At 73.8% G+C, this 12,091-nt stretch carries 9 protein-coding genes and 1 riboswitch; of the genes, 8 read left to right on the forward strand and 1 reads right to left on the reverse strand.

Annotated elements, in window-relative coordinates; genetic code table 11:
* The first annotated feature begins 268 nt into the window (after window positions 1-268).
* From ACF062_RS00335 to ACF062_RS00365, 7 genes are all read left to right on the forward strand, one after another.
* Window positions 269-1,573, forward strand: coding sequence for an anion permease (locus ACF062_RS00335; protein WP_392133735.1), 1,305 nt, complete (start codon window positions 269-271; stop codon window positions 1,571-1,573).
* A 12-nt stretch (window positions 1,574-1,585) separates the two neighbouring features.
* A complete protein-coding gene (locus tag ACF062_RS00340; protein ID WP_127912642.1) occupies window positions 1,586-1,819 on the forward strand; it encodes a hypothetical protein in 234 nt (77 codons plus the stop codon).
* A gap of 343 nt (window positions 1,820-2,162) precedes the next feature.
* Window positions 2,163-2,245: riboswitch (cobalamin riboswitch) on the forward strand.
* Window positions 2,246-2,374: 129 nt separating this feature from the next.
* The gene (locus ACF062_RS00345; protein WP_392133738.1) at window positions 2,375-3,328 is read left to right on the forward strand and encodes a cobalamin biosynthesis protein; all 954 of its coding nucleotides are present in this window, start codon (window positions 2,375-2,377) and stop codon (window positions 3,326-3,328) included.
* Complete coding sequence (locus tag ACF062_RS00350; protein ID WP_392133741.1) at window positions 3,325-4,833, forward strand: cobyric acid synthase; 1,509 nt, start codon at window positions 3,325-3,327, stop codon at window positions 4,831-4,833. The genes ACF062_RS00345 and ACF062_RS00350 overlap by 4 nt, the downstream gene beginning before the upstream one ends.
* A 181-nt stretch (window positions 4,834-5,014) precedes the next feature.
* Entirely contained in the window at window positions 5,015-7,069 is a 2,055-nt protein-coding gene (locus ACF062_RS00355) for a putative cobaltochelatase (protein WP_392133744.1), read from the forward strand.
* Window positions 7,069-7,677, forward strand: a complete 609-nt coding sequence (cobO, locus tag ACF062_RS00360) for a cob(I)yrinic acid a,c-diamide adenosyltransferase (RefSeq protein ID WP_392133747.1) — start codon at window positions 7,069-7,071, stop codon at window positions 7,675-7,677. The genes ACF062_RS00355 and cobO overlap by 1 nt, the downstream gene beginning before the upstream one ends.
* On the forward strand, window positions 7,671-9,023 hold the full coding sequence (locus tag ACF062_RS00365) for a cobyrinate a,c-diamide synthase (protein ID WP_392133750.1): 1,353 nt from the start codon (window positions 7,671-7,673) through the stop codon (window positions 9,021-9,023). The genes cobO and ACF062_RS00365 overlap by 7 nt, the downstream gene beginning before the upstream one ends.
* A gap of 17 nt (window positions 9,024-9,040) precedes the next feature.
* On the opposite strand, the gene ACF062_RS00370 is transcribed toward ACF062_RS00365, so the two are convergent.
* Window positions 9,041-9,772, reverse strand: coding sequence for a ZIP family metal transporter (locus tag ACF062_RS00370; RefSeq protein WP_223773910.1), 732 nt, complete (start codon window positions 9,770-9,772; stop codon window positions 9,041-9,043).
* Between the two features lie 81 nt (window positions 9,773-9,853).
* Between ACF062_RS00370 and cobC the strand changes: the two genes are divergently transcribed.
* Complete coding sequence (gene cobC, locus ACF062_RS00375; RefSeq protein WP_392133753.1) at window positions 9,854-11,290, forward strand: Rv2231c family pyridoxal phosphate-dependent protein CobC; 1,437 nt, start codon at window positions 9,854-9,856, stop codon at window positions 11,288-11,290.
* Window positions 11,291-12,091 lie beyond the last annotated feature (801 nt).

Here is a 12,091-nt window from a genome sequence, read left to right on the forward strand (position 1 = left end):
GGCGAGTGATCAGTATCTCTTCGGCGGCCCCGATGGACGGGCGGGCGCGGCCCGTCCGCAGGGGACCGGGCAGGCGACGGAAGCCGACACTCCGCCCAGATTCCGGGCGCCGCACCGTCATTCCGTACGATCGACGTCAGACCCCTGATGGATAGGGAGTGGCGACACTCCGCTTCGGGTCACCGTGCCGCCCGGCCCAGTTCACTTTCCGTTCACCCGGGTTGCCTACGTTCCACATGCCACTGACGTCCAACAGAAGCCTGGGTAAATGGAACACATCACGCTTCTCCTCGGGATCGTGATCGTTACCGCTCTCGTGTTCGATTTCACGAACGGTTTCCACGACACTGCCAACGCGATGGCGACGACCATCTCGACCGGCGCTCTCAAGCCCAAGACGGCGGTGGCCATGTCCGCCGTGCTGAACCTCGTCGGAGCCTTCCTCTCCGTCGAAGTCGCCAAGACGATCTCAGGCGGGATCGTCAACGAGGACGGCCTCAAGACGGAGGTCATCTTCGCTGCGCTCGTCGGCGCGATCCTGTGGAACCTGCTGACCTGGCTGGTGGGCCTGCCCTCCAGTTCCTCCCACGCCCTCTTCGGCGGCCTCATCGGCGCCGCGGTCATGTCGATGGGCTGGTCGTCGATCAACGGCGGCACCGTCGTCACCAAGGTGCTCATCCCGGCCCTCGCCGCGCCGCTCGTGGCGGGACTCGCCGCGACGCTGGCGACGCGCCTGACGTACCGCATCGGCCGCAACACCGACACCAGGGCGACCGCCAAGGGCTACCGCGCCGGCCAGATCGCCTCCGCGGGCCTCGTCTCCCTGGCGCACGGCACGAACGACGCGCAGAAGACCATGGGCATCATCACGCTCGCCCTGGTCACCGGCGGCGTCCTGAACCCCGGCGCGAACCCCCCGATGTGGGTCATCGTCTCGGCCGGTGTCGCCATCGCGCTCGGCACCTACCTCGGCGGCTGGCGCATCATCCGCACCATGGGCAAGGGCCTCACCGACCTCCAGCCGCAGCAGGGCTTCGCCGCCCAGACCAGCGCCGCGACGGTCATCCTGGCCTCCTCCCACCTGGGCTTCTCGCTCTCCACCACCCAGTCCTGTTCCGGCGCCGTGATGGGCGCGGGCCTCGGCCGCAAGGGCGGCGTGGTCCGCTGGTCCACCGCGACCCGCATGTTCGTCGCGTGGGGCCTGACCCTGCCGGCCGCCGGTCTGGTCGGCGCGGGCGCCGAGTTCCTCACCAAGCAGGGCCCCTGGGGCATCGCGGTCACCGCCGCGCTCCTGATCACCGGCTCGGCCGTCATCTGGGCGCTCTCCCGGCGCAACGCCGTCGACCACACCAACGTCACCGACGACGAGGTCCGCCACGACGACACCACGGGCGCCGAACCCGCGGGCGTCGTGACCACCGCGATCGCCGCCGTCACCCCGCCCCCGACGGGCGCGATGGCCGCGGCGGGCGCCTCCTCCGACGAACTGGTCAAGGCCACCCTCACGGCCCAGGCCACCGCCCCGACCACGACCGGCGCCATGGCGGACCCCGCCCGGCCCGCGACGGTGTAAGGACACATCACCATGAACATCGACTGGGCAGCACTCGGCTCCGTCTTCGGAGTCAGCCTCGCCGTGACGGTGGCTCTCGTGGGCCTGTTCACCCTCGGCATCATCGGTCTCTCCAAGCAGGAGACGGCGGCCGCGTCGGGCAGTGGTTCCGGCGGCTCCGTGGCGCTGGCGCGCACCGGCGCGTACGCCTGCTTCGCGCTGTGCGCGGCGGCCGTGGCGTACGGCATCTATCTGATCGTCGCCTGACGGCAGCGGTTCACGGCGGGGTGCGGGACGTGTGTTCACGTCCCGCCCCCCCCCGCCGGATGTGCCGCGCCACACACTCTCCCGCCGCACGGCAACGGCGAGTTGAAGGGCGGTGGCGGGGGGGGGGGGGGGGGGGGGGGGGGGGGGGGGGGGGGGGGGGGGGGGGGGGGTGGGGGCGGGGGGGGGGGGGGGGGGGGGTGGGGGGGGGGGGGGGGGTTGGTGCCCCCCCCCCCCCCCCCGCCGCCGTATGTGCGGCTCCACACACTCTCCCGCCGCAGGTCAACGGCGAGTTGACGGGCGTTCGCGGGGCGTGGTGGACTGCCGGGGCCAACTACGGCGGCAGAAGAGGAAGCCGGTGCGAATCCGGCGCGGTCCCGCCACTGTCACCGGGCAGCCGTCCCCGACGCTCCCGGAAGCCAGGAACTCTCGCCGCCGATCACGTCGAACCAGGGCGCGGACACCCTGAGTGAGGACATATCGCCATGCGCGGCCGCCCGTTGCCGGACCTGTTCCCGAGCGTGAGCTCATCACCCGGCACTGCGACGGGCTGACCCCATGAGTGCCGATCGCGACTTCGCGTACGGCGCCGCCGCCGGCCTCCTCGGTGACCTGCTGCTCGGCGATCCCCGCCGGGGCCATCCGGTCGCCGGGTTCGGGCGTGCGGCGGCCGCCGTCGAGCGGGTGCTGTGGCGGGACCACCGCGGGTGGGGCGCGCTGCACGCCGTGGTCTGTGCCGGGGGCGCGGCGGGTGCCGCCGCGCTCGCCGCCTCTCTCGTACGCCGCTCCCCCGCCGCCTCCGTCACGCTGACCGCCGCCGCGACGTGGGCCGTGGTCGGCGGGACCTCGCTCGGACGGGAGGCGCGGGCCATCGGCGGCGCGCTGGCCGCCGGTGACGTGGACGTGGCCCGGGAGCGGCTGCCCCATCTGTGCGGACGGGATCCGCAGGCGCTGGACTCCGACGGCATCGCGCGCGCCGTCGTCGAGTCCGTCGCCGAGAACACCTCCGACGCGGTGGTCGGGGCGCTGGTGTGGGGTGCCGTCGGCGGGGTGCCGGGGCTCGTCGCCTTCCGCGCCGTGAACACCCTCGACGCCATGGTCGGTCACAAGTCGTCCAGGTACCGGCGGTACGGCTGGGCCTCCGCCCGCCTCGACGACGTCCTCGGCTGGCCGGGGGCGCGGCTCACCGCCGGGCTCGCGGCGCTGGCCGGGGACTCGCCCTCAGGGGCGGTGCGGGCATGGCGTACGGATGCCGCCAAGCATCCCAGCCCCAATGCCGGGCCCGTGGAGGCCTCCTTCGCGGGAGCGCTCGGAGTGCGGCTCGGCGGGACCCTCTCGTACGGCGGGCGGGTCGAGCACCGGCCCGTCCTGAACACGGACGGGCGGGACGTGCGGGTGACGGACATCGAGCGGGCCGTGAAGCTGTCGCGGCGGGTGAGCTGGCTGGCGCTGGGCGTCGCGGTGGGTGTGCGGGAGATGTGCCGTCGGTCTCGGTCGAGGAGGACCTCATGAGTGGTGGGCTGCTGGTCGCGGGAACCACATCGGACGCCGGGAAGAGCGTCGTCACCGCCGGGATCTGCCGGTGGCTGGCCCGCGAGGGTGTGTCCGTCGCGCCGTTCAAGGCGCAGAACATGTCCCTGAACTCCTTCGTCACCCGCGAGGGCGCCGAGATCGGGCGGGCCCAGGCCATGCAGGCGCAGGCCGCCCGTGTGGAGCCGAGCGCCCTGATGAACCCCGTCCTGCTCAAGCCGGGCAGCGACCGCTCAAGCCAGGTCGTGCTGATGGGCAAGCCGGTCGGCGAGATGAGCGCGCGCGGCTACCACGGGGGGCGGCAGGCCGCGCTGCTCGACACCGTCGTGGGATGCCTCGAAGAACTCCGGGGCAGCTATGACGCCGTGATCTGTGAGGGCGCGGGCAGCCCCGCCGAGATCAATCTGCGGCGCACCGACATCGTGAACATGGGCATCGCGCGCGCGGCCCGCTTCCCCGTCCTGGTGGTCGGGGACATCGACCGGGGCGGGGTGTTCGCCTCGTTCTTCGGTACGACGGCGCTGCTGAGCGCGGCCGACCAGGAGCTGGTCGCCGGGTATCTGGTGAACAAGTTCCGGGGCGACGTCTCGCTCCTCGAACCGGGCCTCGACATGCTGTACGAGCTGACCGGGCGCCGCACCTTCGGTGTGCTGCCCTTCCAGCACGGGCTCGGCATCGACGAGGAGGACGGGCTGCGCGTCTCGCTGCGGGGCGCCGTGCGGGAGTCCGTGGTGGCACCGCCGGTCGGTGAGGACGTGCTGCGCGTCGCCGTGTGCGCGGTGCCGCTGATGTCCAACTTCACCGACGTGGACGCGCTGGCGGCCGAGCCGGGTGTCGTCGTGCGGTTCGTGGACCGGGCCGAGGAGCTCGTCGACGCGGACCTCGTGGTCGTACCGGGCACGCGCGGGACCGTACGCGCGCTCCAGTGGCTGCGGGAGCGCGGCCTCGCGGGCGCCCTCGTGCGCCGCGCCGCCGAGGGGCGGCCCGTGCTCGGCATCTGCGGCGGCTTCCAGGTCCTCGGCGAGCACATCGAGGACGATGTCGAGTCGCGGGCGGGCGCCGTGGCGGGGCTCGGGGTGCTGCCAGTGCGGGTGCGGTTCGCCCGCGAGAAGACCCTCGCCAGACCGGTGGGCGAGGCCCTCGGCGAGCCGGTCGAGGGGTACGAGATCCACCACGGCGTCGCCGAGGTCCTGGGCGGGGAACCCTTCCTGGACGGCTGCCGGGTCGGCGAGGTGTGGGGCACGCACTGGCACGGGTCGCTGGAGAGCGACGCGTTCCGGCGCCGGTTCCTCACGGAGGTGGCGCGCGCGGCCGGGCGCCGCTTCGTGCCCGCGCCCGACACCAGCTTCGGCACGCTGCGCGAGGAGCAGCTCGACATCCTCGGCGACCTGATCGAAGAACACGCGGACACGGACGGGCTGTTGAGCCTGATCGAGAAGGGGGCGCCGGCCGGGCTGCCGTTCATCGCGCCGGGTGCGCCCGCATGACGACCCGGCCCCCCAGTAGAACGAGCCCCGCATGCGCGGGGACCACAGCAGCAGTTCCACGAAGTGATCGTGCAGGAGTGGACCATCCCCGCAGCAGCGGGGACCACTCACCCATACTGCGCACGGCGCTCCTCGCGCTGCACGAGCACCGGCATGAACCGCACGAAGGAGTGATCCGCGTATGAGCACCCCCTATCCGTTCACCGCTGTCGTCGGCCAGGACAACCTGCGGCTCGCGCTGCTGCTCAACGCCGTATCGCCCAAGGTGGGCGGTGTCCTTGTCCGCGGCGAGAAGGGCACGGCGAAGAGCACGGCCGTCCGGGCCCTCTCGGCTCTGCTGCCCGCCGTCGACGTCGTGGCCGGCTGCCGCTTCTCCTGCGACCCCGACGCCCCGGACCTCGGCTGCCCCGACGGGCCGCACGAGCCCGGGACCGGAGCGTCACGGCCCGCCCGGATGGTGGAACTGCCTGTCGGCGCTTCCGAGGACCGTCTTGTCGGGTCTCTCGACATCGAGCGTGCGCTCTCGGAAGGCGTCAAGGCCTTCGAGCCCGGGTTGTTGGCCTCGGCAAACCGCGGCATCTTGTACGTGGATGAAGTCAATTTGCTGCATGACCATCTCATCGACCTCCTCCTGGACGCCGCCGCGATGGGCGCCTCGTACGTGGAGCGCGAAGGCGTCTCCGTACGGCACGCCGCCCGTTTCCTGCTGGTCGGCACCATGAACCCCGAGGAGGGGGAGCTGCGGCCGCAGCTGCTCGACCGGTTCGGGCTCACCGTCGAGGTGGCCGCCTCCCGCGAGACCGACCAGCGCGTGGAGGTCGTGCGGCGGCGGCTGGCGTACGACGACGACCCCGAGGCCTTCGCGGCCCGCTTCGCCGAGGACGAGGCGGCGCTGCGCGACCGCGTCGTGGCGGCACGGGCGCTGCTGCCCCAAGTCGTCCTGGGCGACGGGGCGTTGCGGCAGATCGCGGCGACCTGCGCGGCGTTCGAGGTGGACGGGATGCGGGCCGACATCGTGATGGCGCGCACGGCGACCGCGCTGGCCGCCTGGGCGGGGCGTACGGAGGTGGAGAGCGAGGACGTGCGGCAGGCCGCGCTGCTCGCGCTGCCGCACCGCAGGCGCCGCAACCCCTTCGACGCGCCGGGTCTCGACGAGGACAAGCTCGACGAGACGCTGGAGGAGGCGCGCGAGAACGAGGCGCCCGAGCCTCCTGAGGACGACCCCGACGGCGGCGGTCCCGGCGATGGTGGTGGCGGCGGTGGGCAGCCCCCGGAGGGCGGCGGCCCCGACACCCCCGATCTCCCCTCCCAGCAGCAGGGCCCCGGCGCGGACGACGCACCGGCGGCCCCTCAGGAACCGGCCCCGACCGCAGGCCCCGGAGCCGGCGAGCAGCAGGCGGTACGCGCCGCCGAGCCCTTCCGCACCAAGATGCTGAGCGTGCCCGGCATCGGCGAGGGCGCGGCCGGGCGGCGCTCACGCGCCCGTACCGAGCACGGCCGTACGACGGGTTCGCGGCGCCCTCAAGGCGCCCTGACCAAGCTGCACCTGGCGGCGACCGTGCAGGCCGCCGCCCCGCACCAGAAGGCCCGGGGCCGCTCCGGTGCCGGTCTCGTCGTACGCCGTGACGACTTGCGGCAGGCGACCCGCGAGGGCCGCGAGGGCAACCTCGTGCTGTTCGTCGTGGACGCCTCGGGGTCGATGGCGGCGCGGCAGCGGATGAGCGCCGTCAAGGGTGCCGTGCTCTCGCTCCTCCTGGACGCCTACCAGCGGCGCGACAAGGTGGGCCTGGTGACGTTCCGGGGCCAGGACGCCCAGGTGGCGTTGCCCCCGACGTCATCGGTGGACGCCGCCGCCGCCCGCCTCGAAACGCTGCCGACGGGCGGCCGTACGCCGCTGGCCGCGGGCCTGCTGAAGGCGCACGACGTGCTGCGTGTGGAGCGGCTGCGCGATGCCGCGCGGCGGCCGCTGGTGGTCGTGGTGACGGACGGGCGGGCGACGGGCGGGGTGGAGCCGGTGGCCCGAGCGGGCCGCGCGGCACGGCTGTTCGCGGCCGACAAGGTGGCCTCGGTCGTCGTCGACTGCGAGTCGGGCTACGTACGCCTCGGTCTCGCGGGCCAGTTGGCGGGCGAGCTCGGCGGCACGGCCGTGACGCTCGACGAGCTGCGGGCGGACTCGATCGCCGGGCTCGTCAAGGACGTACAGGGAATGAACTCGCCTTCGAGGAGGGCCGCTTAATGCCGCAGGGACAGCCGAGTGTCGTACCGGACGACGGGCTCACGACGCGCCAGCGCCGCAACCGCCCGCTGGTCTTCGTGCACACGGGCATCGGCAAGGGCAAGTCGACCGCCGCGTTCGGGCTCGCGCTGCGGGCGTGGAACCAGGGGTGGCCGGTCGGGGTGTTCCAGTTCGTGAAGTCGGCGAAGTGGAAGGTCGGCGAGGAGAACGCGCTGAAGGTCCTCGGCGCCTCCGGTGAGGGCGGCACGGTCGCCTGGCACAAGATGGGCGAGGGCTGGTCGTGGATCCAGCGCGCCCCCGCCGAGGGCGAGTCGACGAACGAGGACAAGGCCCGCGAGGGCTGGGAGCAGGTCAAGCGTGACCTCGCGGCGGAGACGTACAAGCTGTACGTGCTCGACGAGTTCGCGTACCCGATGCACTGGGGCTGGATCGACACGGACGAGGTCGTGGAGGTCCTGCGGAACCGCCCCGGCACCCAGCACGTGGTCATCACCGGCCGCAACGCACCGCAGCAGCTGATCGACTTCGCCGACCTGGTGACGGACATGTCCAAGGTCAAGCACCCGATGGACGCCGGACAGAAGGGCCAGAGGGGCATCGAGTGGTAGCTCGTCTCGTCATCGCGGCGCCGTCGTCGGGCAGTGGCAAGACGACCGTCGCGACGGGCCTGATGGCCGCCTTCACGGCGGCCGGGCTCGCCGTGTCCCCGCACAAGGTCGGGCCGGACTACATCGACCCCGGCTATCACGCGCTGGCGACCGGCCGGCCCGGCCGCAACCTCGACGCGTACCTGTGCGGCCCCGACCTGATCGCGCCGCTGTTCGCGCACGGGTCGGCGGGGTGCGATCTCGCGGTCGTCGAGGGCGTGATGGGGATGTACGACGGGGCGGCGGGCCAGGGCGAGCTCGCCTCCACGGCGCATGTCGCGAAGCTGCTGCGCGCACCGGTCGTCCTGGTCGTCGACGCGTCGTCGCAGTCCCGTTCGGTGGCGGCGCTCGTGCACGGCTTCGCGTCGTGGGACCCTCAGGTGCGGGTCGCGGGCGTGATCCTCAACAAGGTGGGTTCCGACCGGCACGAGACGCTGCTGCGGGAGGCGCTGGAGGAGTCCGGCGTACCGGTCCTGGGCGCGCTGCGCCGGGTACGTCAAGTACGGGCGCCGTCACGGCACTTGGGTCTCGTCCCGGTCGCCGAACGGCAGGCGGAGGCGGTGGAGTCCGTCGCCGCGCTGGCCTCGCAGGTGCGGGAGGGCTGTGACCTGGAGGCGCTGCTCGCGCTGGCCCGCAGCGCGCCGTCGCTGCCCGGCGGTGCGTGGGATCCCGGCGCGGTACCGGCGTCGGCTTCGGTTGCCGGACGCCCGCCCCGTGTCGCCGTCGCCGGTGGCGCCGCCTTCACCTTCTCCTACGCCGAGCACACGGAACTGCTCACGGCGGCCGGGGCCGAGGTCGTGCCGTTCGACCCGCTCCACGACGAGCGGCTGCCGGAGGGCACGGCCGGTCTGGTGATCGGCGGCGGCTTCCCCGAGGTGTACGCACCCGAGCTGTCCGCCAACGAACCGCTGCGCGAGGCCGTGGCGGCGCTGGCGCGCTCCGGGGCGCCCGTGGCCGCGGAGTGCGCGGGGCTGCTGTACCTCGCCCGTGAGCTGGACGGGAAGCCTATGTGCGGGGTGCTTGACGCCGAGGCGCGGATGTCGGAGCGGCTGACGCTCGGGTACCGCGAGGCGGTCGCCGTGTCGGACGGCGTGCTCGCGGCGGCGGGGACGCGCACGCGGGGCCACGAGTTCCACCGCACGGTCGTGGAGCCGGGGGCGGGCCCGGCCCCCGCCTGGGGCCTGCACGCCCCTGAGCGCCGTGTCGAAGGCTTCGTACAGGGGAACGTGCACGCCAGCTACCTGCACACGCACTGGGCCGCGCGCCCGGATGTCGCGCGCCGCTTCGTCGACCGGTGTACGCCGTGAACATCGCGCGGTGCCGCTCACTCGGCGACGCCGACCACCAGCCAGATGAACCCCACGCCCGCCACCGTGCACAGCAGCGTCGAGCGGGCGGGGTGGTCGTGGTGCGCCTCGGGCAGGATCTCGGCCGCCGCGAGATACAGCAGTGCCCCGCCGAAGAACCCGAGATAGGCGCCGAGCAGCTGTTCCGGGATGGTGAGAAGCAGGGTGGAGGCGGCGCCGACCACCGGGGCCGCCGCGTCCGCGAAGAGCATCGCGAGGGCCTTGCGGCGGGCGTTCCCGTACAGGCTGGTGATCGTGTACGTGTTGAAGCCGTCCGCGAAGTCATGGGCGACGACGGCGAGCGCCACGGCCACGCCCATGCCGCCGCCGACCTGGAAGGCCGCGCCGATGGCGACACCGTCCATGACGCTGTGCCCGACCATGGCGGCGGCGGCCGTCAGCCCCACTTGGGGAACCCGCCCGCGCTCATGCTCATCGGCGCCGTGGCCGGCCTGCCGTCCCGCGAGGAGACGCTCCACGAGATGGGCGACGAGGAAGCCGCCGACGAACAGGAGCAGCGCCTCCGGTACGCCGAAGACGGGTCTCCCGGCGGCTTCCAGGGCCTCCGGGAGCAGGTCGAGGCCGACGACGCCGAGCATGAGGCCGCCGGCGAGCCCGAGGACGAGATGGCGCCGGTCGGTGACCCGCTGGGCCGTCCACCCGCCCACCAGGGTCATGAGAAAGGCGCCGAGCGCCACGAACACCGCCATGGCCCCTTGCTAGCGGATCGTCCCCCTCTCCCGCACATCCCTCACCCCGTGTCCCCCCTCCTCGTATGAAAGGACCCCTCCATGGCTGACGTCCAGGTTCTGGTCGTGGGCGTCGGCGCCTGCGAGGGCGCGCCCCCGCAGGAGGTGCTCGGCCTCGTCCGGGACACGGTCCGCGAGGCCGGTCTGCCCGAGGGCGCGGTGGCCGAGCTGGCGACGGTCGACGTGAAGGGTGAGGAGCCTGGGATCGTCGCGGCGGCGGCACGGCTCGGGGTACCGCTCGTGACGTACTCGGCGGCCGAGCTGGCGGAGGTGACGGTCCCGAACCCGTCCGCGTGGGCCGGCGCGGCGGTGGGTACGCCGTCGGTGGCGGAAGCGGCGGCGTTGCGGGGCGGCGGCGAACTCCTCGTCCCCAAGCGGAAGTCGGCGCCGGTGGGCCGGCCGCCGATGGTGACGTGCGCGGTCGTACGCCGTGCCGCCGGGCACGATCTGCGGCACCACGGGGACGCGGAGGTGCGGGACGACGGCGCCGAGCTGACCGACCTGGCGGTGAACGTACGGTCCGACACTCCTCCGGCCTGGCTGAAGCAGGTCATCGCCGAGTCGCTGGACGGCCTCGCGGCGTATCCGGACGGACGCTCGGCGCGGGAGGCGGTGGCGGCGCGCCACGGTCTCCCCCCGGATCGCGTGCTGCTCACGTCCGGGGCGGCGGAGGCGTTCGTCCTCCTGGCACGCGCCCTGAAGGTACGACATCCCGTCGTCGTGCACCCGCAGTTCACTGAGCCCGAGGCGGCGTTGCGGGACGCGGGGCACGAGGTGGGGCGGGTGCTGCTGCGGGAGGAGGACGGGTTCCGCCTCGACCCGGCGGCGGTCCCGGAGGGTGCCGACCTCGTGGTCATCGGAAACCCGACGAACCCGACGTCCGTCCTCCACCCGGCGGCGTCGATCGTGGCGCTCGCCCGGCCGGGGCGGATCCTGGTGGTGGACGAGGCGTTCATGGACGCGGTGCCGGGTGAGCGGGAGGCGCTGGCGGGCCGTACCGATGTCCCCGGTCTGGTGGTGCTGCGCAGCCTCACGAAGACGTGGGGTCTCGCGGGGCTCCGTATCGGCTACGTCCTGGCCGCGCCGGACGTGATCGCCACCCTGGCGGGGGCGCAGCCGCTGTGGCCGGTGTCGACTCCTGCGCTGGTGGCGGCGCGGGCGTGTGTGGGGCCGCGGGCGCTGGCGGAGGCCGGGCACGCGGCGCATCGGGGGGCGGCGGACCGGGCGTATCTCCTCGCGGGGCTGGGGGAGTTGGGAGGCTTCGGGGTACGGGTGGCGGGGCCCGCGGAGGGGCCGTTCGTGCTGGTCCGTGTGCCCGGAGCGCTGGGGGTGCGGGGGCGGCTGCGGGCGGCGGGGTTCGCGGTGCGGCGGGGCGACACGTTTCCTGGCCTGGGGCCTGACTGGCTCCGCCTCGCGGTCAGGGACCGGGCCACGTCCGACCGCTTCCTCGCCGCGCTGGCGGCGACGCTGCGCGGCTGAGGAACCCGGCGGTATCCCCTCGCCCGCCGCTCCGCGCCGGATGTCTCCCACCCACCCGCCCGTAACCCGGCGTCGAGACCTCGGGGTAGGAGCGGTCGCGCACCCCGCGGCGGTGCAAGTACCCGGCGGCATCCCCTACCCCGCCGCTCCGCGCCAGATGTCTCCCACCCACCCGCCCGTAACCCGGCGTCGAGACGTCGAGGTAGGAGCGGGGAGGGTGGGGGCACCCCGGCCACGAACACGAGCCCGGCGGTATCCCCTGCCCCGCCGCTCCGCGCCGGACGTCTCCCACCCACCCGCCCGTAACTCGGCGTCGAGACCTCGGGGTAGGAGCGGGGAGGGTGGGCAGCCACCCGCAGCGGCCTCTGGAAGCGGGGCGGGGGCGGGTGGGCGCGGGCCCGCAGGAAGCGCGCGAGCAGGCGGGCGGCACCGGCCGCGCCCAGGGGGCATGAGCCGAGGCCGACGACCCCGCAGTTAGGGCCAGGCGCACCCAGCGCAGGTATGGACCGAGGTCAACCCACAGCCGCGAGCGCACCCAGCGAGGACATAGGCCACCAACAACCCGCAGCCACTCACGCACCCAGCGAGGACATGGGCCACCAACAACCCGCAGCCGCGAGCGCGCCCGAGGGGACGTGGGGGTATGTGCGCGCGGAGCACAGTGGTGGTCATGAGGGCGCCGAAGCAGCAGAACCCCCGCGCCACGATGGCGAGCACGGACATACCCCCGCGGCCCCGCCTCACCCGACGACCCAAGGCGCCCCCGCCCCGCCCCGCCCCCAAGACGCACACCCCAGGCGC

It is taken from the genome of Streptomyces sp. NPDC015345 (assembly GCF_043078805.1).
Classification (GTDB): domain Bacteria; phylum Actinomycetota; class Actinomycetes; order Streptomycetales; family Streptomycetaceae; genus Streptomyces.